Source organism: Stenotrophomonas sp. X, from assembly GCF_055721025.1.
Map to the genome: position 1 here is coordinate 512732 of NZ_CM146756.1, position 23500 is coordinate 536231.

Below are 23500 nucleotides of genomic sequence, written 5' to 3' on the forward strand. Positions count from 1 at the left end.
CCGAGCCCATGCTCGGCTGCGCTTGCTTCAGGCGTCATGAACCCGGAACGAAAAGCAGCCGAGCACAGGCTCGGCTCTACATGCCGGTGCCGGTTATTCCGGCTTCTGGTCCAGGAAATACACCTCGACCTTGCCCTTGACCTTGATCGTCATCGGATTGCCGCGGCGGTCGCGGGCCTTGCCGGCCTGCACGCGGATCCAGCCTTCGCTGACCGAATATTCCTCGACGTTGTCGCGCTCGACGTCGTTGAAACGCACGCCGACGCCGCGCTCCAGCGCCTGTGCATCATGGAAGGGGCTGGCCGGGTTGATCGCCAGGTGGTCGGGAGGGGTATCGCTCATCGCTTCATTCACAGTGACGGCCACCAAGGCCGGCTTCAGCGGCACAGGATAAACCGTAGAATGCCGGCCTGCCCCAGAGGACGTTCCGCCATGCCCGACAACAGCGACTATTTCGACTTCGAGGAAGACATCCACGACTTCGACGAGGATGGATTCGAGGCGCGGGTCTGGAACCTGCTGGTGCTGATCAACCCGGGCGACGAAGAGTTGGCCCTGCAGCAGTTCAACCGCTGGCGCGAGCACCTGTCCGAGGACGGGCAGCCGCTGGAAGCGGACAGCGACTGGCTGCCGGCGCTGTTCACCGCCATCGCCTGGCAGTCCGGTTTCGATGTGGAGCGCGACGACCTGGAATCGCTGCAGTCGGCGGTCAACGAGCTGTCGGCGCGCTTCAACCTGCAGCTGGACTGGGGTGGCGACCTGGACGACGAGGACTTTGCCGAAGGCCTGGACGGCGTGCAGCTGATGGCCACCGCCTTCGACCGCCTGCGCGAGCACAACTACACGCTGTGGAGCGTGGATGCCGGCAGCGACGGCTTCACCGGCGTGATGGCGCTGACCCGTGACGACGACGCGATGCTGGCGCTGTGCTCGCTGCTGAACGTGGAAATCCGGCTGGGCAGCGACCCGTTCTGAGCGGGCCTGTAGAGCCGAGCCCACGCTCGGCTGCATTTCGCGTAGAGCAGCCGAGCATCGGCTCGGCACTAAAGGAGGCACACGGCAGCCGAGCCTACGGCCGGTACTGCGCCCGGGCGTTGGCGATCACCGCCTTGACCAGCTCGCGCTCGGTGTGCCGGGAAATCGCTCGCGCGCCAAGCGCGATCGCCTGCGCGCGCAGCTCGACCGTGACATCGTAATGGGCACCGCTGGCCTTGTTCTGGAAGGCCCGCGAGGGGATGCCGAGCTGCGCCGCCATCGCGTGCAGCTCGGCCAGGGTGTCGGCCATCAGGTGCGCCCAGCGCTGTCCGCGCCAGGGATGCACCGCGTCATCGACGTAGACCGTCACCGCCGCGGCCGGTTCAGGCCTGCGGCTTGCTGTCGCTGTCAGCGGCCGGGGTGGCCTCGGCGTCGGCAGCAGCTTCAACCACATCGCCTTCGGCGGCCTCAGCGGCTTCTTCGCCTTCTTCGGCTTCCACGGTCTCGAACTCGGACACCAGCTTGTCCAGATACTCGTCAGCGGTCTGGCCGGATTCAGCGGCCAGGGTGTCCAGCAGCTTCTGCAGCAGTTCGGAGTACTCCAGGTTGACCTTGCGGCCTTCCTTCTCCTGCACGTTGGACAGGTGTTTGAGCATGGCCAGCATCGGCACCGGGTTCTCGGCGTTGCCCATGGTCTGGCCACCAATGGCCAGCAGCCATTCGCGGCCCTGCAGGCCGATGGCGGCGACCACCTGGCCGTCTTCGTTGGTCAGCACGGCATGGTTCTGCACCTGCTGCTGGGCATTCAGGCGCAGGAACGGGCGCTTGCCCTGCTGCTTCTTGCGCTTGTCACGCTTGGCCTTGGAGGACTGGGACATGGGGTGGGGTCACCTGGAAACGGAAAGACCACCATTGTAGCGGCCGCGCGCAGGTGGGGTCAGATCCCTTTCCACGGGAAAGGGATCTGACCCCGGTTCAGTGCGCCTCACCCTGCGCGGCCTGCACGTCCGGGTCGGCGGTCGGCGCCGACAGCCCGACCTGCGGGCCGGCGCCGGCCAGGGCGGCCGCTTCGGCGGCCTGGGTCATCACCACGATGCTGATGCGGCGGTTGATCGGGTTCTGCGGGTCGGCCCTGTCGAACAGCACCGATGAAGACAGGCCGACCACGCGGGTGATCTTGTTGTCCTCCAGGCCGCCGTCCACCAGCGCGCGGCGGGCGGCATTGGCACGATCGGCGCTCAGTTCCCAGTTGCCGTAGCCACGTGCAGCCGAATAGGCGGTGATGTCGGTGTGGCCGGTCAGGCTGATCCGGTTCGGCACGTGGTTCAGGTAGTTGGCCAGCTCGTGCAGGATCTGCTGCGTGTACGGTTTCAGCGTGGCGCTGCCGAGGTCGAACATCGGCCGGTTCTGCTTGTCCACGATCTGGATGCGCAGGCCCTCCGGGGTCAGGTCCAGCAGCAGCTGGTCCTTGAACGGCTCCAGGGCCTGGCTCCTGCTGATCGCTTCCTGCAGCTCCTTCATCAGTGCTTCCAGCTGCTGCTTGTCGCGCTGCTGCTGGTCCACCGGCTGCGGTACCGCTTCCTTCTGGTTCTGGAAGGGGTCGTTGCTGTTGCCACGCGAAATGTCGGTGGCACCGCCCAGCTTGATCATCGAGGTGCTGGCGCCGCCCGGGCCGGCCATGCCGGGCGCCGGCGTGGCGCTCTGACCGCTCAACGGGCTGGGGTTGCGGAAGTACTCGGAAATGGCCGCACGGTCGTTCTTGTTGGTGGTGGCCATCAGCCACAGCACCAGGAAGAACGCCATCATCGCGGTCACGAAGTCGGCATAGGCCACCTTCCACGAACCACCATGATGGGCGGCGTGGCCGGCCTTCCTGACCCGGCGGACGATGACGGTGGGCTTGGTCTCGGCCATGGCTTACTTGACCGTCTTCAGGTGCTGCTCGAAATCGGAGAAGGCCGGGCGCACGTTCGACGGCAGCGTCTTGCGGGCAAATTCCAGCGCGATCTTCGGGTTGTAGCCGCGCAGGCAGGCCAGCAGGGCGGTCTTGACCGATTCGTAGATGCGGCTGTCCTGCTCGGCGCGCGCTTCCATGGCGGCGGCCATCGGGCCGACGAAGCCATAGCCCAGCAGGATGCCCAGGAAGGTGCCGACCAGCGCACCGGCCACGTGGCCACCGACCTCGACGATGTCGCCGCCGATCGAACCCATGGTGATGACGATGCCCAGCACCGCGGCCACGATGCCGAAACCGGGCAGTCCGTCGGCGACCTTGGTCAGCACCTGCGACGGCGCCATGGCTTCGGCGTGGTGCTTTTCCAGCTCAAGTTCCAGCAGCGGCTCCAGCTCATGCGGCTCGATGTTGCTGCCGATCATCAGGCGCAGGCAGTCGGTGATGAAGTCGATCAGGTGGTGGTCGGCCTGCACCTTGGGGTAGTTGCCGAACAGCGCGCTTTCGGCCGGGCGCTCGACATGGTCTTCCAACGCCATGAAGCCCTCGCGGCGGGCCTTGTTGAGCAGTTCATAGAGCAGGCTGAGCACATCAATGTAGTCCTGCTGCTTGTAGCGCGGGCCCTTGAACACACCCACCATGGCCTGCAGGGTCTGCTTGACCGTCTTGGCCGGGGTACCGACCAGGAAGGCGCCGAGCGCGGCGCCGCCGATGATGACCAGTTCGTAGGGCTGCCAGAGGGCACCCAGGCGGCCGTGGGCACCGAGGTAGCCCCCGATCACGCTGATGATGACGACCAGGAATCCAACGATGATGAGCATGGGGCGACGCAAGGAGAGGGGATATCTCCTTGTCGGCCCGTCGCCCGGTTTTCTGAAGAGGGAATCTGTGAAATCGGTCAGCGGGGTGTTTCAGCCCGCAACGCCGCTTTCGGCGCCGCCACGCTGCAACGGATCGGGCCAGGGCTCGCCATTGCCGGTGAACGAAAGTGAGACGGAGTTCAGGCAGTGGCGCTCGTAGGTGGGCGGCGGACCATCCGGGAACACGTGGCCCAGGTGGCTGCCGCAGCGCGCGCAGGTGATCTCGGTGCGCACCATGCCGTGGCTGGTATCACGGATCTCGCGCACGTGCGCCGGGTCAAACGGCGCAAAGAAGCTGGGCCAACCGGTGCCGGAATCGAACTTGGTGCTGGAGCGGAAAAGCGGCAGCGCGCACAGCCTGCAGCAGTAGACCCCCTCGCGCTTGTTGTCGAGGAACACGCCGCAGAACGGCGCCTCGGTGCCGTGCTGCAGCAGCACGCGGCGCTCCTCGCTGCTGAGGCCGGCGATCAGCGCCTCGGTCTGGGTGGCAGTGGGGGGCGTCAGGTCGAAGGCAGTCATGGCGGCGCTCCGTGGGGTCGATGGCCTGGGGATGGCGGAAAACGTGGGGGTGAAGACGCGACCTTGCAAGTGTGATGGCCGTTCAGGGGCGGCACACAGGGGCAGGCGCAAGGTGAACGCGATCCACGCCGGAGCGTGCCATGAAACCGATCCTTCCCCTGCTGCTGGCCCTGTTGCCCATCGTGGTGCTGGCGCAGGTGCCGACCGCCGATCCGACTGCGACCCGCAGCGCGACCACCGTGGCGCCGCAGCCCGTGGCACCACCGCCACAGGCCGCTCGCCCGCAACCGCAGGTGCTGCCGTCGCCGCAGCCGGCGCAGCCGATCAAGTCCACCGGTCCGGCCCGGGTCGCGCCGGCGCCGGCGCCGAAGCCGGCCGACAAGGTCTATGACCGCAATGGCCGCATCGTTCCGGGCGTGCGCCCGGCCGGCCCGAACCGCGTGTTCGATTCGCGCACCGGCCGCTATTACGACAGCGTGCCGGCCGGTGATGGGCAGCAGATCAAGCGCTGAGTCCTGGTGCCACCAAGGTTGGCTGCTGGCTGACGCTGAGCGGGCTGAACGCGCGAAAACAGCATCCAGTCGATCACTGCTTTTTCGCCTGCGATTAACCGTTGCGGGACCACCGTGGCCCTGCGCCGGCATTCCGCCGCCGCATGTCCTCCGTCCACTGGATCGCGACCATGAAAAACCAGCAGAACCGTCATCCCGGCAAGGAACCGCAGGGCCGTAACCCGCAGCAGCAACAGCAACAACAGCGGATGGAGCCGCAGCCGCCGCACAAGGGCGGCAAGCAGCAGGAACAGCGCACGCAGAAGCATCCGCAGCAGCGCTGACTGTCGCCATGACCGGGGCCAGAGCCCGCTGCGCGGGATCCGACCCCTTGCCAGATGCCGACCGGGGTCGGATCCCGCGCAGCGGGCTCTGACCCCAACCGGTTCCCAGCTTCAATCCGGAATCGGCAGGCTCAGCGTCTCTTTCACCTCTTCCATCACGATGTAGCTCTTCGACTCACGTACATGCGGCAGTGTCAGCAACGTGCTGCCGAGCAGCTTTCGGTAGGAGGCCATTTCACTGATCCGTGCTTTCAGCAGGTAATCGAAGTCGCCCGACACCAGGTGGCACTCCAGCACGTTGGGCAGCTTCAGCGCGGCGCGGCGGAATTCCTCGAAGATGTCGCCGGACTTGTAGGCCAGGCTGATCTCCACGAACACCAGCAGGCTGGCCTTTACCGCGGCCGGGTCGAGGTGGGCGTGATAGCCGGCGATCACCCCTTCGCGTTCCAGGCGGCGCACGCGCTCGGTGCACGGCGTGGTCGACAGGCCGACCCGCTCGCCCAGCTCGGTGAAGGAGATGCGGCCTTCGGCCTGCAGGATGCGCAGGATCTTGCGGTCGATCTTGTCCAGTTCGCGGGTACGGGTGGCCATGGCCGTCAACCTTGGGGAATGAATTGCAGGAGAACATCCTGCCGGTTGATTTCAATTCAGGCAAATCAACTGGTATTGGCTGTCTATACTTCCCCAATTATGGCCCCGGCACGCTCCAGTGCAGGGAATGATCGGGTTGGAGAAGTCCCATGCGAGTCCTAGTTCTCGGCAGCGGCGTGATCGGCACTACCAGTGCCTGGTACCTGCGACAGGCCGGGTTTGAAGTCACGGTCATCGACCGCCAGCCCGGCCCAGCGCTGGAGACCAGCTTCGCCAATGCCGGCCAGCTGTCGTTCGGCTACACCTCGCCGTGGGCGGCGCCGGGCGTGCCGAAGAAGGCGATCGGCTGGCTGTTCGAGAAACACGCGCCGCTGGCGATCAAGCCGGGCATGGACCTGGCCCAGTACCGCTGGCTGTGGCAGATGCTGCGCAACTGTACCCACGAGCGTTATGCGATCAACAAGGCGCGCATGGTGCGCATGTCCGAGTACAGCCGCGACTGCCTGAACGAGCTGCGCGCGCAGATCGGCATCGAATTCGAAGGCCGCGACCTGGGCACCACCCAGTTGTTCCGCACCCAGCAGCAGCTGGATGCCTCGGCGCAGGACATCGAGATCCTGGCCCAGTACGGCGTGCCGTACGAGGTGCTGGACCGGGCCGGCATCATCCAGGCCGAACCAGCCCTGGCCCACGTCGATGGCCTGGTCGGCGCGCTGCGCCTGCCGCGTGACCAGACCGGCGACTGCCAGCTGTTCACCCGCCGCCTGGCGCAGATGTGCGTGGATGCCGGCGTCGAATTCCGCTTCGACCAGGACATCACCGGCCTGGAATGCGATGGCGACCGCATCACCGGCGTGCGCATCGACGGCAAGCTGGAAACCGCCGACCGCTTCGTGGTTGCGCTTGGCAGCTACTCGCCAGCGCTGGTTGCACCGCTGGGCATGCGCCTGCCGGTGTACCCGCTGAAGGGCTATTCGCTGACCCTGCCGATCACCGACCCGGCAATGGCGCCGACCTCGACCATCCTCGATGAGAGCTACAAGGTGGCGGTGACCCGCTTCGACGACCGCATCCGTGTCGGCGGCATGGCCGAAGTGGCCGGCTTCGACCTGTCGCTGTCGCAGCGCCGCCGCGAGACCCTGGAACTGGTGGTCCGCGACCTCTACCCGAAGGGCGGCGACCTGTCGCGCGCGCAGTTCTGGACCGGCCTGCGCCCGGCTACGCCGGACGGTACGCCGGTGATCGGCGCCACGCCGTTCCGCAACCTGTACCTCAATACCGGACACGGCACGCTGGGCTGGACCATGGCCTGCGGCTCAGGCCGCTACCTGGCCGACCTGATGAGCGCGCGACAGCCGCAGATCAGCACCGAAGGCCTGGATATTTTCCGCTACGGCCAGTACGGTCACGCGCCGCAACTCGAGAACCGCACATGCGTCCTGCCCGCGCGCTGATCGATCTGGGCGCCCTGCGCAGCAACTACCGGCTCGCCCGTGAACTGGGCGGTGGCAAGGCCCTGGCGATCATCAAGGCCGATGCCTATGGGCATGGCGCGGTGCGCTGTGCGCAGGCGCTGGAGGGCGAGGCCGATGGATTCGGCGTGGCCACCATCGAAGAGGCACTGGAGCTGCGCAAGGCCGGCATCCGTGCGCCGATCCTGCTGCTGGAAGGCATCTTCGAGCCCAGCGACATGGCGCTGGTGGCCGAGCATGACTTCTGGTTCGCCGTCGGTTCGCCGTGGCAAGTGGAGGCACTGGCGGCGTTCGACAGCCCGCGCCCGTTGACGGTGTGGCTGAAGCTGGACAGCGGCATGCACCGCCTCGGCTTGGACGTGGACAACTTCCGCGCCGCGCATGCACGCCTGTCGGCGCTGCCGCAGGTCGAGCGCATCGTGCTGATGACCCACCTGGCACGTGCCGACGAACTGGACAGCGAGCGCACCCGCGAGCAGGCCGCAACCTTCGCGCGCGCCATTGATGGATTGGAGGGCGAGACCAGCGTGTGCAACTCGCCCGCGCTGCTGGGCTGGCCGGAGGTGCGCAGCGATTGGGTGCGCCCGGGCCTGATGCTGTACGGCGCCAACCCGCTGCCGGATGACACCGCGTTGACCGCGCGACTGCGCCCGGTGATGACGATGCAGTCCAAGGTGATCGCCGATCGCTGGATTGAAGCCGGTGAACCAGTGGGATATGGCGCGCGCTTCGTGGCCAAGGCGCGCACCCGCGTGGGCGTGGTCGCGCTTGGCTATGCCGACGGTTACCCGCAGTTCGCCCCGAACGGCACCCCGGTGCTGATCGACGGCCAGCCCGGCGGGCTGATCGGGCGCGTGTCGATGGACATGTTGACGGTGGACCTGACCGCGCATCCGCAGGCCGGCATCGGCAGCGTGGTGGAGCTGTGGGGTTCCGCGCCGACGCTGTCAGAGCTGGCGCCGCGCTGTGGCGTCAGTGCCTACCAGCTGCCGTGCGCGGTCAAGCGCGTGGCGAAGGTCTACGTGTAGAGCCGAACCCACGCTCGGCTTCCGTAGCGGCCGACCCTGGTCGGCGCTGTGAATCCGTGTCGACCAAGGTCGACACCTGCCGATGGGCCTACCGTGCGGCGGTAGCCTGCGTTGTCAGCTGCCGCTTCACCCAGTCGTCGATCAGGCGCTTCTCGTAGCGCAGTGGATCGCTGTCGCTCTTCAGGCCGATGTTGTGCAGGTAGCCGGTATCGCTCAGGCGCGCGTCGCCCTCGCTGACGATGCGGCCGCTGGCGTCCTTCAGCGTGTACTGCAGGCTGATCCGCGGTGGGTAGATGTCGCGCATGATCCGGATGTCGCGGCCGCGCGGGCCGTGCCACGGCTCGTAGTCACCGGCGCGCTTGATGTCGACCAGGGTCACATCAAGCGTCTGTCCCGGTTGCAGCGGTTTGGCGGCAGCGGTCTGCAGGTAGCGTGCCAGCTGCTGCACCCAGTCGCCACGCTCGGCTTCGAAACGGTTGGTACTCTGGCGGATCTCGGTGAATTTGGCCGGATCCTCCCACTTCACGCTGACCGGGCCATCGGCCTGCAATGCGCGGGGAGCTTCCGGGTCGGTCACGGTGCGCGGTCCCGCGCTGGCGCCGCCCGCCACCAGGGCGCCTGCCAACAGGGCAATCGCGAGTGAGCGTTTCATCACGGTCTCCTGCGTCCCCTCGATGGGGGCGATGTTGATCACAGATCGAGTGTGATCCTGCTTCCCGGTATCGGCAATGGCCGCATGCGTCGTCTGCAAGAGCGGTTGCCGCCAATTCATCGACGTCAACCATGACTGACGGCGCTTGACGCTGTGAATACGCCCTTTGGAAGATGCTGTGCCTCCAACCTGGCCTGCACAGACACCCTTGTCCACACTGCCGCCCCTCGTGGAGCGCCCACCGATGACGGTGCCGGCGCCCGAACCCGACCTGCATCATGGCGTGCTTGAGCGCATCAACGCCGGTTTCTGCGTGATCCAGGTGCTGTTCGAGGGTGATCGTGCGGTCGACTACCGCTTCATCGAGGTCAACGATGCCTTCGAGCGCCACACCGGGCTGAAGGATGCGCGTGGAAAGCGCATGACGGCGCTGGAGCCCGGCCATGAGCAGGACTGGTTCCGCATCTATGGCGAGGTCGCACGCAGCGGCCGCCCGGCCCAGTTCGAGATGGAGGCGCGTGCGCTGGGCCGCTCGTTCGCGGTGGATGCGGTGCGCGTGGGCCGGCCGGGTGAGGACAAGGTCGGCATCCTGTTCTTCGACATCACCGCACGCAAGCAGATGGAAGTGGAGCTGGGCGAAAGTGAAGCCCGCTTCAGTGCGCTGGCCGACGGCCTGCCGATGCCGGTGTGGGTCTTGGACGAGCGCGGCCATGCCCGTTTCGTCAACAGTGCCTTCAGCGAGTTCTTCGGCGGTGACGAGACGCGCGTGCCGGAGGACGTCTGGCGCGGCCTGGTGCATCCGGACGACGCATCGGTCTTCGAGTACGAACTGCAGGAAGCATTGAAGGCGCAGCGCTCGATGCACGCGCTCGTGCGCGCACGCCGTGCCGATGGCCAGTGGCGCTGGCTGGAGATGAACGCCCGCCCGCGCTTCTCGCGCATGGGCCGCTTCATCGGCCTGGCCGGCAGCAGCCCGGACGTGACCGAACGCCGCGAGATCGAGCTGGCCCGCGAGGAACTGCTGCAGTCCGAGCGTGCCGCGCGCAGTGCTGCGGAAAACATGGCGCGGCTGAAGGATGAATTCCTGGCCACGCTGTCGCATGAGCTGCGTACGCCGTTGACCACCATCCTCGGCTGGAGCGAATTGCTTCTGCAGCGCGTGGACAACACCAGTCCGCTGTACAAGGGCCTGAACGTGATCGCCAACAGCGCCGGTGCGCAGAAGCGGCTGATCTCGGACATGCTCGACCTCAGCAGCATGCTGCTGGGCAAGGTGCAGCTGGAGGTGGAAGTGCTGGACCTGTGCGCGGTGCTGGGTGAGGCGATCGGCGCGCAGGAACTGGTGGCCGAAGGCAAGGCGCTGGACGTGCACCTGCAGCTGCCCACGCAACCCAGCCTGGTGCTGGGCGACGCCACGCGCCTGCAGCAGGTGTTCTGGAACCTGCTCTCGAACGCGATCAAGTTCACCCCGGCTGAAGGCCGCATCGACCTGCAGCTGCGGGCCGACGGCAACTACTGGGAGATCACCGTGCGTGACAGCGGTGATGGCATCGCACCCGAATTCCTCAATCATCTGTTCAGCCGCTTCCGCCAGGCCGACGGCACCACCACCCGCCGCCATGGCGGCCTGGGCCTGGGCCTTGCGATCGTGCAGCAGCTGGTCGAACTGCATGGTGGCACGGTCACTGCGGCCAGCGAGGGCCACGGCCACGGCGCGACCTTCACCGTGCGCCTGCCCCAGCATGTTCCCGATGCCGAACGGCGGCCGCTGCGCGAAGTGATCAGCGGGCCGATCCTGGAGCCGGTGATCGTCGAGCCGTATCCGCTGCGCGGCATGCATGTGCTGGCGGTGGAAGACCAGCCGGAAGTGCTGGAGTACTTGCGGCGCATGCTGGAAGAGCAGGGCGCCAGCGTGTCTGCGGCCAGCTCGGCCGGCGAAGCGCTGGCATTGCTGGCCGACACCGGCCACCTGCAATACCACGTGCTGCTGACCGACATCGGCATGCCGGGCATGGATGGCTATGGGCTGGTGCGCACCTTGCGCGAGGACATGGGCGTGGATGCGGCGACCTTGCCTGCGGTGGCGGTGACTGCACTGGCGCGTGCCGACGACCGCCGCCGCGCGCTGGCCTCGGGCTTCCAGGAGCACGTGGCCAAACCCTATTCGGTAGCGCAGCTGGTGGCTGCCGTGCGCAAGGTGCAGGTGCCGCGCGCGGACAGCGCGCTGCACTGAACATTCACGGCCGATCGGCGACCCTGCAGTCAGGAGGTCGCCGATGTCCCGTATAGCTCCCCGCATCCATACCGATCCGGCGCAGATCGCACGCCTGGAAGCCCTGCTGCCGCAGCTGGAAGGCGAAACGCAGGTGGAACTGACCCTGCATGATGGTCGCCGCCTGCTCGGCACGGTGGCAGTGAGGCCGACGGTGCAGCAGTACCGCAACGAGGCCGGCGACGAAGGCAGCAACGGCCAGTTGCGCCTGGATGACTACGACACGCCGGTGCAGCAGCACCATGTCTGGCTGGATGAAATCGCCAGCATCAACCGCCTGCCACCCAAGGCGCCTTGATCCGAAACGCCGTCGGCGTGGCCTCGAACCGCCGGTTTGATCCTGATGTAGAGCCGAGCCCACGCTCGGCTGTGGTCTGCGCGGCTGCGCCGTCGCCCGAGCATGGGCTCGGGCGCTACAGGTGTGTCAATGCTCGAACAGCGTCGGCGTCGCCTCGAACCGCCGCGCATAGGCACGTTCCTCGGCCACCCGTGCCACCTCGTCATCAGCCAGGTCCGGCGCGCCGTACACCGCATAGGCCACGCTGCCGTCGGCACCATGACCGATCTGATGCAGCCGATAGCGCGAGTGGCCGCCGCCGGTATCCTCGGGGTAGTGCACGGGCGGATGGCTGCCTTCCAGGTCCATTTCACTGTTGTCGACCACGCCACCGACGAACAAGGCTCGCATGCAGGTTCTCCTGGGTTTCCGGGGGGAGCCTCTACCCTGAACGTTTCAATGTTTCTGGCGGATCAAGGCCCCGTTCGGGTTTCGCAAAGCGGGCCGCCGGGGCCGGCCCGGCCAAGCCGGTACAATGGACGGCCCTCACGCTTGAAGTACCCGCGCCGATGGCCTCCAGCGACGACGCCCCCCTGCAGACCCTGCTCCTGCCGTTCTCCCAAGGCGCCCTGCGCTGGCCGGAGGGCCCGGTGGCCTTCCTGCGTGCCCGCGATGGCTGGCCATTGCGCGAAGTGGCCGGCAACCGCGAGGTGCACTGCGAACAGAGCTTCGCCCCGTTCGCGCAACCGCTGCAGCAGGCTGCCGGCTGGACCGTCAGCGGCCAGCTGGATGACGCGGCCGGCAAGGGCCGCTACCCGTTGGTGCTGGTGCTGCCGCCGCGCCAGCGCGAAGAAGCCCGTGCGCTGTTCGCCCGTGCGCTGGCGCTGGTCGCCGATGGCGGCCGCATCGTTGCCTGCCAGTCCAACAACGAAGGTGCGCGTTCGGGCGAGGGCGACCTCAAGCAGTTGGCCGGCCTCGGTGGCTGCCTGACCAAGAACCACTGCCGCGTGTACTGGACCGCCCCGCTGCAGGGCCAGCACGACGTTGACCTGGCCAAGCGCTGGTCGGCGCTGGATGCGGTGCGCCCGATCGTGGGCGGTCGCTTCCTCAGCCGCCCGGGCGTGTTCGCCTGGGATCGCATCGATCCGGCGTCGGCGCTGCTGGCCGAGCACCTGCCGGCCGACCTGGCCGGACGCGCCGCCGACCTCGGCGCGGGCTACGGCTATCTGTCGCGCGAACTTCTGGAACGCTGCCCGAAGATCACCGCGCTGGACCTGTACGAGGCCGAGCAGCGCGCGCTGGCGCTGGCCGAGCTCAATCTGGCGCCGCCGCCGCGACCGCTGCCGCTGCGTTTCCTGTGGCAGGACGTCACCGCTGGCATCGAGCCGGGCTACGACGTCATCATCAGCAACCCGCCGTTCCACACGCCTTCGCGCGCTGACCGCCCGGACATCGGCCAGCGCTTCATCGCCGTGGCTGCGCAGGCGTTGCGCCCGGGCGGGCGCCTGTACGTGGTGGCCAACCGCCACCTGCCTTACGAGCACACCCTCAACGACAGCTTCGGCGCGGTGCGCGTGGTCGCCGAGCGCGACGGTTTCAAGCTGGTGGAAGCGGTGAAGGGGAAGGGCAAGTGAAGCTGGTCAAGCACATCGCCAACCTGGGCTATGGCAGCCGCAAGCAGGTGCAATGGATGTTCCGCGAAGGCCGCGTCACCGACGCCGATGGCGAGGTGCTGTATGCCGACGACCAGGTGCCGCATGACGCCATCCGGGTCGATGGCGAGCCGCTGGACCCACCGCCGGGGCTGTCGATCGCGCTGCACAAGCCGGCTGGCTACACCTGTTCGACCAAGGACACCGGGCGCCTGATCTACGACCTGTTGCCGCCGCGCTTCCGCGACCGCGATCCGGTGCTGTCCACGGTCGGCCGCCTCGACCGCGAGACCAGTGGCCTGCTGTTGCTGACCGACGATGGTGGCCTGCTGCACCGGATCATCTCGCCGAAGTCGAAGCTGCCGAAAGTCTATGAGGTCGAGTTGAGCGAGGACCTGCGCGGCAACGAGGTGGCGCTGTTCGCCAGCGGCACGCTGATGCTGGAATCGGAGAAGACGCCCCTGCTGCCGGCTGAACTGGAAGTGCTGGATGCGCGCCGTGCGCGGCTGGTGCTGCACGAAGGCCGCTACCATCAGGTACGCCGCATGTTCGCCGCTACCGGCAACCACGTGCAGGCCCTGCACCGCAGCCGCGTCGGCGGGCTGGACCTGCAGGGGCTGGACGAAGGGCAATGGCGGCAGCTCACCCCTACCGACCTGGATACGCTGTTCGCTCCATGACCCCCATCGCTGCGCTGCCGTTTCTTCCCGACGCCGTCATCTTTGACATGGACGGCCTGATGATCGACAGCGAGCGTGTCTCGCTGGCCTGCTGGGGCCAGGCCGCCGATGAATTCGGGCTGGGCCTGGACGAGGCGGTGTTCCTGCGCATGGTCGGCCTCGGCGACCGCGATTCGCACGCGCTGCTGCGCGCGCAGGGCATCGAGGACAGCGTGATCGATGCGGTGGCCGCACGTTGCCACGACCTGTATGAGGCACGCACACAGACCGGGTTGCCGTTGCGTCCGGGCATCCTGGAACTGCTGGAGCTGCTGAAAGTGCACGCGGTACCGCGGGCGGTGGCCACCACCACGCGGCAGCCGCGGGCCAACCGCAAGCTGGCCGCTGCTGGCCTGCTGCCGTATTTCGATGCGGTGATCACCAGTGGCGACGTGGCGCGGCCGAAGCCGGCGCCGGATATCTACCTGCTGGCCGCGCAGCGATTGGGGCAGGTGCCCGGGCGTTGCCTGGCGCTGGAGGATTCACCGGCCGGTACGCGCGCGGCGCTGGCGGCCGGCATGACCGTGATCCAGGTGCCTGACCTGGTGCATCCGGATGAAGAGCTGCGTGCCCTGGGACACCGCATCGTTGGATCCCTGGTGGACGCGCACGCGCTGCTGCTGCCGTTGCTGCCGGGGTAACGGTGGGTGCCGACCGTTGGTCGGCCCAGTGCCCCGGTAGGTGCCAACCTTGGTTGGCACTGAGCCGAGCATGGCTCGGCTCTACATCCGTGGGTAGGTGCCGACTGTTGATCGGCATACCTGTCCCATCACACCCGCCCGAACACCAGCGCGGCGTTGGTGCCACCGAAGCCGAAGCTGTTGGACATCACCGTATCCAGTTTCTGCTCGCGGCTCTCGCGCAGGATCGGGAAGCTCTCCACCTTCGGGTCCAGCTCGCCGATGTTGGCCGAACCGGCAACGAAGCCATCGCGCATCATCAGCAGGCAGTAGATCGCCTCGTGCACGCTGGCTGCACCGAGCGAGTGCCCGGACAACGCCTTGGTCGAGGACAGCGGCGGCACCGCATCGCCGAACACTTCGCGGATCGCGTTGAGCTCGGTGACATCGCCCAGCGGGGTCGAGGTGCCGTGGGTGTTCAGGTAGTCCAGCGGGCGATCGACACCCTGCAGCGCCATCTTCATGCAGCGCACCGCACCTTCGCCGGAGGGCGCCACCATGTCGGCACCGTCGGAGGTGACGCCATAGCCGATCAGCTCGGCATGGATGTGGGCACCGCGTTCGACGGCGTGGTCGTAATCCTCCAGCACCAGCATGCCGCCACCACCGGCAATGACGAAGCCGTCGCGGTCCTTGTCGTACGGGCGCGAGGCGCTGGCCGGGGTTTCGTTGAAGCTGGTCGACAGGGCACCCATCGCATCGAACATCACACTCATCGACCAGTGCAGGTCTTCGCCACCGCCGGCGAACATGATGTCCTGCGCACCGTGCCGGATCATGTCCGCAGCGGCGCCGATGCAATGCGCCGAGGTCGCGCAGGCAGCCGACAGCGAGTAGCTGACGCCCTTGATCTGGTAGGCCGTGGCCAGGCAGGCCGAGACCGTCGAACACATCGTGCGCGGCACCATGTACGGGCCGACCTTGCGCACGCCACGTTCGCGCAGCAGGTCGACGGCACCGATCTGCCATTCGCTGGAGCCGCCACCGGAACCGGCGATCAGGCCGGTGCGCAGGCTGCTGACCTGCTCGGGGCTGAGCCCGGCATCGACGATGGCATCGCGCATGGCCAGGTAGGCGAAGGCCGCCGCGTCGCTCATGAAGCGCTTCTGCTTGCGGTCGATCAAGGCGTCCAGGTCGAGGTCGACGCGGCCACCGACCTGGCTGCGCAGGCCTGCTTCGGCGTGGTCGGCCAAGGCGGTGATGCCCGAGCGTCCTTCACGCAGCGCGGCCGAAACGGTATCCAGATCATTGCCGAGGCAGGACGTGATGCCCATGCCGGTGATGACGACGCGACGCATCAGAAGCTCCCGGTTTCGGTGAACAGGCCGACGCGCAGGTCGCGCGCGCTGTAGATTTCGCGGTCGTCCACGTACATGCGGGCGTCCGACTGGGCCATCACCAGCTTGCGGTTGATGACCCGGCTGATGTCGATCTCGTAGCGTACGAGCTTGGCGTCCGGCAGTACCTGGCCGGTGAACTTCACCTCGCCACAGCCCAGCGCGCGGCCCTTGCCGGGTGCACCCAGCCAGGTCAGGAAGAAGCCGGTCAGCTGCCACATGGCATCCAGGCCCAGGCAGCCTGGCATCACCGGGTCGCCGATGAAGTGGCAGCCGAAGAACCACAGGTCCGGGCGGATATCCAGTTCGGCGCGTACCATGCCCTTGCCATGCGGTCCGCCGTCCTCTCGGATGTCGGTGATGCGGTCGAACATCAGCATCGGGTCGTTGGGCAAACGGCCGGCGGCGGTGCCGAACAGTTCACCGCGTGCGCTGGCCAGCAGCTGTTCGCGGTTGAACGCGTGGAGACGGGTCATGAAGCACAATCCTGGAAGCGGAGAACAGGGAAACAAGCGCCCGAGAATGCCCGTGGAAACTGTCCCGATCAAACATTTCAACCGTACGCAACCGTAGTGTTTTCAAGGGAATACGCGCATCCTGTTGATGTGCAACGACCATACTTCGGCGTGTGGCCCACCCGGCCCGGCCCCGCCTTTTCCACCTGACATGACCCGACTGCGCAAGATCATCCACGTTGACATGGACGCGTTCTACGCGTCGGTGGAGCAGCGCGACGATCCGTCACTGCGCGGCAAGCCGGTGGTTGTGGCATGGCGCGGCGCACGCTCGGTGGTGTGCGCGGCATCGTACGAGGCACGCGTGTTCGGTGTGCGTTCGGCCATGCCGGCAGTGCGGGCCGAACGCCTGTGCCCGGATGCGATCTTCGTGCCGCCCGACTTCGCACGTTACAAGGCGGTGTCACGCCAGGTGCGCGAGATCTTCCTGCGCCACACCGACCTGGTTGAACCGTTGTCACTGGATGAAGCCTACCTGGACGTGACCGAGCCGAAGAGCGGCATCGAACTGGCGACCGACATCGCCCGTACCATCCGCATGCAGATCCGTGAGGAGACCAACCTGACTGCTTCAGCTGGGATCGCGCCGAACAAGTTCCTGGCCAAGATCGCCTCGGACTGGCGCAAGCCCGATGGCCAGTTCGTGATTCCACCGCAGCGGGTGGACGCCTTCCTGCTGCCGTTGCCGGTAAGCCGGGTGCCTGGCGTCGGCAAGGTGATGGAAGGCAAGCTGGCCGCGCGCGGCATCGCCACCTGCGGCGACATGCGGCAGTGGGCACTGATCGATCTGGAAGAAGCGTTCGGCAGTTTCGGCCGCAGCCTGTACAACCGCGCACGCGGCATCGACGAGCGGCCGGTGGAACCGGACCAGCAGGTGCAGTCGATTTCCTCGGAGGACACCTTCGCCGAAGACCTGCTGCTGGAAGACCTGGGCGAGGCGATCGTGCAGTTGGCGGAGAAGACCTGGAGTGCCACTCGCAAGACCGAACGTGTCGGCCATACCGTGGTGCTGAAGTTGAAAACCGCGCAGTTCCGCATTCTCACCCGCAGCTTCACCCCGGAACGTCCGCCGGAGTCGATGGAAGAACTGCGCGACATCGCACTGGCCCTGCGCGCCCGCGTCGACCTGCCGGCGGAGACGCGCTATCGGCTGGTGGGTGTCGGGCTGGGTGGCTTCCGCGAAAAGGAACCGGTGGTGCAGGGGGAGTTGTTCGAGCACGGACCGAACGAGTCCGCAGCCAATCGTTGATAGGGCTAAGAAGGCTCTTGATTCCGGCCGGTCAAGCGGGCACGCACAAATCTCCCAGCTCAATCAGTTGCAGATCTCTTGAAGGTTCTGCGGAACAAGATTGCCCGAGCATTCAATAGGATAAGCCTAGCTCAGCGATGATGGCTGGTACAGGTCTGCGCGTGATGGTTCAATCGAGATCAACGAACAGTTACACCTATGGCGGAGTGAACCTTCGCAAGAGACATCGCTATCAGATAGTCGCAATCCCCGATTTCGCTGCCATTGGTCTTTGCAGACGTCACTATCGCCACAGCATCGAGATCCACCGAAACCAGAGGTCCGCCGCTGTCACCTGCATCACATAGCAAATCGTAAGGGCCGGCTAGATCCTCCACCCTAATCCAATCGCTCGTGCAGCTTTGGAAATTGCAGGTATTTGATTCAGGCTCTGTGTTCACGGAGGTGAGCGTGCCGCAGCTGTAGCCTGTCCGTGTTCCTGCATGACAGAGCACCAGGAGTCCTTCCAGGGTTTCCCGCAGTAGATCGGGTCTGACCTTTCCCAAGTAACCAATCGTGTTAAATCCATTCAATTTGGTGAAGGCCGTCCAAGACGCTTCAAAGCCGCTCGAGGCGGGGACGGGATGCCACTGCACGTCGTGACCTGCATCGAAGCGTCGTCGATCAGGATCTACATCAAGTACGACCGTGGCAGTGTCGCCAGATCCCGGGATCGGTTCGTACCGCAGGGTTGGCAGGCAATGTGCGGCAGTAATCAACCCGGGCTTTTCATCAGAATCATAGGCCCGAAATCCAAATGTGCAGTAAGAGTTGTTGGAAACAGCTCGCCCACCCGCACGAGTCTGTGGCGCTGACAGCAACTTGGAACGCCCTGAGGACTTCTTCAGTTCAATGGGTGCGGATAGAATGCGTCGCGCATTCTTTTCCTCGTCGACATAGATTTTTTCGAAATCTGTGCTGGGCAGCTCCACAACAATCACACCGCGCTGTCCGTCGATCATGATTCCCTGATGCTCCGGGAAAAGTTCTGCCACCTTTCCTGACCTCACTATCTGCTTCAATTGCGTCAGAGAGTGAGTTGCCCCGACCGTGAAGCGGTAGGTAATGGTGCCATAGACAGTGCTCACAGTTCGGGATGGCACTGGCTCGGTCCCGGTCAAACGGACCGTCACGATCATCGGGTTCTCACTGAAGCTCTTGCCAGCGAAGCGATCAGGCATTCCTTCCAGAATGCGCGCAAGCTCTTCCCCTGCCGCAATTCGGAGTCTGAGCCGCCTGTCGGCCTCTTGGGTGGACAATCCCTCATGCTGCGCAAAGGCTTGAACAACGGGGTCGGTGGAGGGCGTTACTTGTTGAGAGAACGCGGGGGGCGAGGCCAGTGCGGTGGTGGAAAGCAGCAGTTTGACCAAAGCATGTCTGATCATCATCGTGAATTCTCCGTTCCATCGGTTTAATCAACTACGCAATCCATCGTACAGCTGTTGACGTTCAGGTCTGTGATGTTGGTCCCGGCTTGATGTTCGGCAAGGAGTGGCAAATGTGGAATGACCTGCGCGTCGTCGATCTGGTGAGTCGAAGGTGGTCGTACTTATCAAGCAAGCTTAGGATGTTGGGGGTGCCGGCTAGCGGCGGCACTACTGCAGATGCAGAGCGCAGCGCTGCAAAAGACAACCTTCTGCCTCATGGCCACTGCATCTCGCCCTTGGCTACCTTCGCACTCAGCTCCAGCGATGCCACGCCGGCCAGCGTCGGGTAGCGCGCCTGCATCGCCTTCACCAGTGCCGCGCTGTCCTTGGCCTTTGCCGCCTCGGCGTCGAACGCGCGGATGTAGTCCGCAGTGAAGCGCAGCGCACTGGCATCCAGCGCCGCACCCGGCGCGTAATGCCCCGGTACCACCACCTTCGGCTTCAGTGCCTGCAACCGCTGCAGGGTCTGCAGCCAGTCAGTGTGCGACTTCGGCGTCTGCGTGTCGGCCATCCACACGTGCTCACCTGCTACCACCGGAATGCCGCCGACGATCGCGCGCAGCGACGGTACCCACAGCACCGTGCGGTCCGGGGTCGGGCCATCCAGGCCGATCAACGGCAGGCGCTGGCCTTCCAGCTGCAGGGCATCGCCGTCCAGTACCTGCGGCACCACGATGCGTGCCGGCACGTCGGCACCCATCTTCGGTCCCCAGTAGGCCAGCTTGCCGGCCTGGGTCTGCTGGATGTGGGCGACGGTCTGCGCAGTGGCGACGATGCGTGCCTGCGGGAAGGCATCCTGCAGGGTGGCCAGGCCGAAGTAGTAGTCCGGATCGCCGTGGCTGATGTAGATCGTGGTCAGCTGCTTGCCACTGGCGCGGATCCGTTCGACCAGCTTGCGTGCGTCGCTGGCGCCGAACTGCGCGTTGACCAGGATCGCGTCATGCCGGCCTTCGATCAGCACCGAGGATACCGAGAACATCGCCTGCGGGCCGGGATGGAAGGTCTGCAGGTGCAGTTGTGATTTCGTCGCAGTGGTCGGCGCCGCGGTGGCCGGTGCGGCCAGCAGCGGCGCACTGGTGAACGTGGCGGCCAGGGCGAGGGGAAGCAGCAGGGCAGCGGTACGCATGGGGAATTCCTTGTGTCGGATAGGGAGCCGAGCGTGGGCTTGGCCCTACAGGGCTCGCGCGTCGATCAGTACGCGGCCGTGATGATCTGCTTCGGGTACTGGTGCGCTTCCAGCTCGGCGACGAACGCGGCGCCGTAGTCGGCATAGCTGATGCGGCTGTGGCCGCTGGCGTCGGCCAGGAAGGCCTTGGGCTGCACACGGTACTGGCCGCGCTCTTCGCCCGGGCCGATTTCGGCGGCTGGCGAGAAGAAGGTCCAGTCCAGGTCGTCCACTGCCTGCAGGCGGTTGAATGCCTCACGGTGGGCCAGCGCGTACGGCTTGTAGGCCTCCGGGAAGGTGGGGGTATCGACCAGCTGCACGCCCGGCGCGACTTCCAGGCTGCCAGCGCCACCCACCACCACCAGGCGCGGTACGCCGGCCTTGCGCGCGGCGGCCGCCAGCTGCGCTGCGATCTCGCCCACGCGGCCGATGTCGTCGCCCGGGCGCGGGCCGTAGGCGCTGGCCAGTACGTCGTGGCCGGCGATGGCGGCGACCAGTGCGTCCTGGTCATCCAGCGAGGCGATCACCGGATGGGCACCGGCCAGTTCGGCCGGAAGGTCCTGCGCGCTGCGCACGATGACGGTGAGTTCGTGGCCGTGGGCCAGCGCGTGGCGGGCGATCTGGCGGCCGATGTTGCCGGTGGAACCAACGAGGGCGATCTTCATGGCAGGACTCCGTGGGGCGATGTGGGCTGGGAATGGGGCCACTCTAGGCCGCTGCAGTCGCTCGAAAAACAGCGTATAACGCGCTTGTTTGTTGCGTGGATCGAGCATATGGACCGATTGACCGCCATGGCCGTGTTTGTCGAGGTCGCCGAGCGCGGCAGCCTCACCGCCGCCGCAGAAGTGCTGGACATGTCGCGGGCGATGGTCAGCCGCTACCTGGCCGAGGTCGAGGGCTGGCTGGGCGCACGCCTGCTGCACCGGACCACACGCCGGGTCAGCCTGACCGGCCCGGGTGAGGCGGCGCTGGCGCGCTTCCGGCAGATGCTGGCGATCGGCGAAGAACTGCAGGGGGAGCTGGCCAGTGATGATCCCGAGCCGCACGGTACGCTGCGCGTGACCGCCAGCGTGTCGTTCGGGCAGAGCCACCTGGCACGGGCGGTGGCCGGTTTCGTCGCGCGCCATCCGGCGGCGCGCATCGAGCTGCTGCTGGTCGACCGCACGGTGAACCTGGTCGAGGAGCGCGTGGACCTGGCCGTGCGCATCGCGCGCCAGATCGACCCCAGCCTGATCGCGCGGCGGCTGGCTACCTGCCGCTCGGTGCTGTGCGCGACGCCGTCGTACCTGCAGGCGCGTGGCACGCCGACCGCGCCGGAGCACCTGGCCGCGCACAACTGCCTGACCCACCACTACGTCGGCAAGAGCCTGTGGCAGCTGCACCGCGATGGCCGTTCGCTGTCGGTGGCGGTGGGCGGCAACATCAGCGCCAACGAGGCCTCGCTGCTGCTGGAGGCGGTACGCGCCGGTGCCGGGATCGCCATGCTGCCGACCTACCAGGTGGCGCCACTGCTGCGCAGCGGCGAGCTGATCGAACTGCTGCCCGGATTCAGTCTGGACGAGCTCGGCATTCATGCCGTGTACGCGTCACGGCGCCAGCAGCCCGCTATCATGCGGCGATTCCTGGATTACCTGGCCGAGTGTTTCGCCAGCCCGGCCTTCCAGGATCTGGATTGGCACCCACCGGGCAAGGAGAACACATGAACCATGGACAGGCCTTGATCGACCACAACCGTGCTGCCTGGGACCGCCAGGCCAGCGAAGTGCGCGAATGGTCGCGCCCGGTGGAGAGTTCAACCATTGCCGCCGCGCGCGAAGGCCGCTGGCAGGTGCACCTGACCCCACGCGCGCTGCCACTGGACTGGCTGGGCGACGTGCGCGGCCGCCGCATCCTGTGCCTGGCCTCGGGTGGTGGCCAGCAGGCCCCCGTGCTGGCCGCTGCGGGCGCCGACGTCACCGTGTTCGACCTGTCCGACGGGCAGCTGGAACAGGACCGCCGGGTCGCTGCGCGTGATGGACTGCAGCTGCGCACGGTGCAGGGCGACATGCGCGACCTGCACGTATTCGCCAACGACAGTTTCGACGTGGTGTTCCATCCGATCTCCAACCTGTACGTGCCCGACGTGCGCCCGGTGTGGACCGAATGCCGCCGCGTGCTGGCGCGCGATGGCATGTTGATGGCCAGTTTCTACAACCCGGTGCTGTTCGTCGGTGCACGTGATCCGCAGCTGGATGCACAGGGTTTGATCCGGCCGCAGTACGCCATTCCCTATTCGGACCTGGAAGACCTGCCCGCCGCAGAGCGTGAGGCGAAACTCGCCCGCGGTGATGCGCTGGCCTTTGGCCACAGCCTGACCGAACTGATCGGCGGGCAGCTGGATGCCGGCTTCGTGATTGATCGGTTCATGGAAGACTGGCAGCCGAAGCCGCGCTTCCTGATCGACCGTTACCTGCCCACCTTTCTTGCCACCCGCGCACGCAGGATCGGCTGAGGCGGATTCCGGGGAAAGAGCGCGGCGTACAATGGACGGCCCCACGTTGTACAGGCGTCGTCCCTTGTCGTATCCCTATCCGCTGGTCGTATTCGATCTCGATGGCACGCTGGTCGACAGCGCAGCTGACATCGCCGAAGCGCTGAACCGCACGCTGGAAGCCATCGGCATGGCGCGCGTGCCGGAAGTCACCGTGCTCGGCTGGATCGGCGACGGGGTGCGCCGCCTGGTCGAACAGGCCGTGCACGCCGCCGGTCGTGAGGTCGACCTGGCCGAGGTGATGCCGGTGTTCATGGTGCACTACCGTGAATGCCTGCTGCGCAGCCCGCGCCTGTTCGATGGCGTGGCCGACGCACTGGCGCAGCTGCGCGCGCGCGACGTGCCACTGGCGATCTGCACCAACAAGCCCGAAGCACTGGTGCCGCCGCTGCTGCAGCACCTGGGCATCGGTGATGCGTTCGCGCTGGTACTGGGCGGCGATTCACTGCCACAGCGCAAGCCCAGCGGCGAACCGCTGCGGCACATCGCCACGCACTTCGGGCTGCCGGTGCAGGCGTGCCTGATGGTGGGAGATTCGTTGACCGACTACCGCGCCGCCGAAGATGCGGGCATGCCGATCGCGCTGGTGCGCTACGGCTATCCGCGCGGCCTGGACCTGGCCACCGCGCATGCGGTGGCGGTGATCGACGACCTGCGCGAACTGCCGGGGTTGACCGCCGGCGTCCCGGTGTAGAGCCGAGCCCATGCTCGGCTGCTTTGCTGCCTGAGCCGAGCATGGGCTCGGCTCTACAGAG

At 66.4% G+C, this 23500-nt stretch carries 28 protein-coding genes; 14 read left to right on the forward strand and 14 right to left on the reverse strand.

The genetic code is table 11. The annotated features are described in order from the left end of the window. Window positions 1–93 precede the first annotated feature (93 nt). On the reverse strand, window positions 94–342 hold the full coding sequence (locus tag ACZ75I_RS02295; RefSeq protein ID WP_005415112.1) for a DUF3297 family protein: 249 nt from the start codon (window positions 340–342) through the stop codon (window positions 94–96). Between the two features lie 90 nt (window positions 343–432). Between ACZ75I_RS02295 and ACZ75I_RS02300 the strand changes: the two genes are divergently transcribed. Next, window positions 433–975 (forward strand): DUF6630 family protein, encoded by a 543-nt coding sequence (locus ACZ75I_RS02300; protein WP_061478630.1) that lies wholly within the window; start codon window positions 433–435, stop codon window positions 973–975. 94 nt (window positions 976–1069) lie between these two features. Here ACZ75I_RS02300 and ACZ75I_RS02305 read toward each other — a convergent pair whose 3' ends face one another. The 5 genes from ACZ75I_RS02305 to msrB form a co-directional block, all read right to left on the reverse strand. Further along, the gene (locus ACZ75I_RS02305) at window positions 1070–1345 is read right to left on the reverse strand and encodes a DUF4031 domain-containing protein (protein ID WP_180866828.1); all 276 of its coding nucleotides are present in this window, start codon (window positions 1343–1345) and stop codon (window positions 1070–1072) included. 13 nt (window positions 1346–1358) lie between these two features. Beyond that, window positions 1359–1853 carry a hypothetical protein gene (locus ACZ75I_RS02310; protein WP_049440119.1) on the reverse strand — a complete coding sequence of 165 codons (495 nt, stop codon included), beginning with the start codon at window positions 1851–1853 and terminating at the stop codon, window positions 1359–1361. Window positions 1854–1950: 97 nt separating this feature from the next. Continuing rightward, a complete protein-coding gene (gene motB, locus ACZ75I_RS02315) occupies window positions 1951–2889 on the reverse strand; it encodes a flagellar motor protein MotB (RefSeq protein WP_308141428.1) in 939 nt (312 codons plus the stop codon). Between the two features lie 3 nt (window positions 2890–2892). After that, a complete protein-coding gene (gene motA / locus ACZ75I_RS02320; protein ID WP_005407915.1) occupies window positions 2893–3747 on the reverse strand; it encodes a flagellar motor stator protein MotA in 855 nt (284 codons plus the stop codon). Window positions 3748–3837: 90 nt separating this feature from the next. Next, on the reverse strand, window positions 3838–4305 hold the full coding sequence (gene msrB, locus ACZ75I_RS02325; RefSeq protein WP_005415117.1) for a peptide-methionine (R)-S-oxide reductase MsrB: 468 nt from the start codon (window positions 4303–4305) through the stop codon (window positions 3838–3840). A 140-nt stretch (window positions 4306–4445) separates the two neighbouring features. Between msrB and ACZ75I_RS02330 the strand changes: the two genes are divergently transcribed. Together ACZ75I_RS02330 and ACZ75I_RS02335 are read left to right on the forward strand one after the other, a co-directional pair. After that, window positions 4446–4817: a classical arabinogalactan protein 4 gene (locus ACZ75I_RS02330; RefSeq protein ID WP_180866822.1), complete on the forward strand. Its 372-nt coding sequence runs from the start codon at window positions 4446–4448 to the stop codon at window positions 4815–4817. A 143-nt stretch (window positions 4818–4960) separates the two neighbouring features. Next, window positions 4961–5140: a lana protein gene (locus tag ACZ75I_RS02335; protein WP_180866820.1), complete on the forward strand. Its 180-nt coding sequence runs from the start codon at window positions 4961–4963 to the stop codon at window positions 5138–5140. A gap of 111 nt (window positions 5141–5251) precedes the next feature. On the opposite strand, the gene ACZ75I_RS02340 is transcribed toward ACZ75I_RS02335, so the two are convergent. After that, window positions 5252–5731, reverse strand: coding sequence for a winged helix-turn-helix transcriptional regulator (locus tag ACZ75I_RS02340; RefSeq protein WP_472958651.1), 480 nt, complete (start codon window positions 5729–5731; stop codon window positions 5252–5254). Between the two features lie 149 nt (window positions 5732–5880). On the opposite strand from ACZ75I_RS02340, the gene ACZ75I_RS02345 reads away from it, so the two are divergent. Both ACZ75I_RS02345 and alr read left to right on the forward strand, forming a co-directional pair. Continuing rightward, a complete protein-coding gene (locus ACZ75I_RS02345; protein ID WP_180866818.1) occupies window positions 5881–7185 on the forward strand; it encodes a D-amino acid dehydrogenase in 1305 nt (434 codons plus the stop codon). Further along, window positions 7164–8231, forward strand: a complete 1068-nt coding sequence (gene alr / locus ACZ75I_RS02350; RefSeq protein ID WP_180866816.1) for an alanine racemase — start codon at window positions 7164–7166, stop codon at window positions 8229–8231. Before ACZ75I_RS02345 ends, alr begins: the two co-directional genes overlap by 22 nt. Window positions 8232–8319: 88 nt before the next feature. Here the strand turns inward: alr and ACZ75I_RS02355 are convergent, their stop codons facing one another. Continuing rightward, window positions 8320–8883, reverse strand: coding sequence for a DUF3016 domain-containing protein (locus ACZ75I_RS02355; RefSeq protein ID WP_472958652.1), 564 nt, complete (start codon window positions 8881–8883; stop codon window positions 8320–8322). A 244-nt stretch (window positions 8884–9127) separates the two neighbouring features. On the opposite strand from ACZ75I_RS02355, the gene ACZ75I_RS02360 reads away from it, so the two are divergent. Continuing rightward, on the forward strand, window positions 9128–11116 hold the full coding sequence (locus ACZ75I_RS02360) for a hybrid sensor histidine kinase/response regulator (protein ID WP_005415123.1): 1989 nt from the start codon (window positions 9128–9130) through the stop codon (window positions 11114–11116). Window positions 11117–11159: 43 nt separating this feature from the next. Further along, a complete protein-coding gene (locus ACZ75I_RS02365; protein WP_472958653.1) occupies window positions 11160–11453 on the forward strand; it encodes a DUF3247 family protein in 294 nt (97 codons plus the stop codon). Between the two features lie 126 nt (window positions 11454–11579). Here the strand turns inward: ACZ75I_RS02365 and ACZ75I_RS02370 are convergent, their stop codons facing one another. Then, window positions 11580–11843 (reverse strand): hypothetical protein, encoded by a 264-nt coding sequence (locus tag ACZ75I_RS02370; RefSeq protein ID WP_005415125.1) that lies wholly within the window; start codon window positions 11841–11843, stop codon window positions 11580–11582. A 158-nt stretch (window positions 11844–12001) separates the two neighbouring features. Between ACZ75I_RS02370 and ACZ75I_RS02375 the strand changes: the two genes are divergently transcribed. Genes ACZ75I_RS02375 through ACZ75I_RS02385 form a run of 3 tightly spaced genes read left to right on the forward strand, consistent with a single transcriptional unit; the run spans window position 12002 to window position 14444 of the window. Next, window positions 12002–13066, forward strand: a complete 1065-nt coding sequence (locus ACZ75I_RS02375) for a class I SAM-dependent methyltransferase (RefSeq protein WP_134968958.1) — start codon at window positions 12002–12004, stop codon at window positions 13064–13066. Beyond that, window positions 13063–13764, forward strand: coding sequence for a pseudouridine synthase (locus ACZ75I_RS02380; protein WP_111201840.1), 702 nt, complete (start codon window positions 13063–13065; stop codon window positions 13762–13764). Before ACZ75I_RS02375 ends, ACZ75I_RS02380 begins: the two co-directional genes overlap by 4 nt. After that, window positions 13761–14444, forward strand: coding sequence for an HAD family hydrolase (locus ACZ75I_RS02385; protein ID WP_061478640.1), 684 nt, complete (start codon window positions 13761–13763; stop codon window positions 14442–14444). Before ACZ75I_RS02380 ends, ACZ75I_RS02385 begins: the two co-directional genes overlap by 4 nt. Before the next feature lie 128 nt (window positions 14445–14572). Here ACZ75I_RS02385 and fabB read toward each other — a convergent pair whose 3' ends face one another. Together fabB and fabA are read right to left on the reverse strand one after the other, a co-directional pair. Continuing rightward, window positions 14573–15781, reverse strand: coding sequence for a beta-ketoacyl-ACP synthase I (gene fabB, locus ACZ75I_RS02390; protein ID WP_472958654.1), 1209 nt, complete (start codon window positions 15779–15781; stop codon window positions 14573–14575). Further along, window positions 15781–16296, reverse strand: a complete 516-nt coding sequence (fabA, locus tag ACZ75I_RS02395; protein ID WP_005415130.1) for a 3-hydroxyacyl-[acyl-carrier-protein] dehydratase FabA — start codon at window positions 16294–16296, stop codon at window positions 15781–15783. Before fabA ends, fabB begins: the two co-directional genes overlap by 1 nt. Window positions 16297–16486: 190 nt before the next feature. Here fabA and dinB point away from each other — a divergent pair, with 190 nt between their 5' ends. Further along, complete coding sequence (gene dinB / locus ACZ75I_RS02400) at window positions 16487–17584, forward strand: DNA polymerase IV (protein ID WP_472958655.1); 1098 nt, start codon at window positions 16487–16489, stop codon at window positions 17582–17584. Between the two features lie 179 nt (window positions 17585–17763). Here dinB and ACZ75I_RS02405 read toward each other — a convergent pair whose 3' ends face one another. The 3 genes from ACZ75I_RS02405 to ACZ75I_RS02415 all read right to left on the reverse strand — a co-directional run bounded on the left by ACZ75I_RS02405 (window position 17764) and on the right by ACZ75I_RS02415 (window position 20880). Next, window positions 17764–19011 carry a chymotrypsin family serine protease gene (locus ACZ75I_RS02405; RefSeq protein WP_472958656.1) on the reverse strand — a complete coding sequence of 416 codons (1248 nt, stop codon included), beginning with the start codon at window positions 19009–19011 and terminating at the stop codon, window positions 17764–17766. A gap of 253 nt (window positions 19012–19264) precedes the next feature. After that, window positions 19265–20176, reverse strand: coding sequence for an MBL fold metallo-hydrolase (locus ACZ75I_RS02410; protein ID WP_472958657.1), 912 nt, complete (start codon window positions 20174–20176; stop codon window positions 19265–19267). Between the two features lie 65 nt (window positions 20177–20241). Beyond that, on the reverse strand, window positions 20242–20880 hold the full coding sequence (locus tag ACZ75I_RS02415; protein WP_180866796.1) for an NAD(P)-dependent oxidoreductase: 639 nt from the start codon (window positions 20878–20880) through the stop codon (window positions 20242–20244). 108 nt (window positions 20881–20988) lie between these two features. Here ACZ75I_RS02415 and ACZ75I_RS02420 point away from each other — a divergent pair, with 108 nt between their 5' ends. The 3 genes from ACZ75I_RS02420 (at window position 20989) to gph (ending at window position 23439) form a co-directional block, all read left to right on the forward strand. Continuing rightward, a complete protein-coding gene (locus ACZ75I_RS02420) occupies window positions 20989–21918 on the forward strand; it encodes a LysR family transcriptional regulator (protein WP_472958658.1) in 930 nt (309 codons plus the stop codon). After that, entirely contained in the window at window positions 21915–22706 is a 792-nt protein-coding gene (locus ACZ75I_RS02425) for a class I SAM-dependent methyltransferase (protein ID WP_061478644.1), read from the forward strand. Before ACZ75I_RS02420 ends, ACZ75I_RS02425 begins: the two co-directional genes overlap by 4 nt. A gap of 64 nt (window positions 22707–22770) precedes the next feature. Next, window positions 22771–23439: a phosphoglycolate phosphatase gene (gene gph, locus ACZ75I_RS02430; protein WP_472958659.1), complete on the forward strand. Its 669-nt coding sequence runs from the start codon at window positions 22771–22773 to the stop codon at window positions 23437–23439. The last annotated feature ends 61 nt before the right edge of the window (window positions 23440–23500 follow it).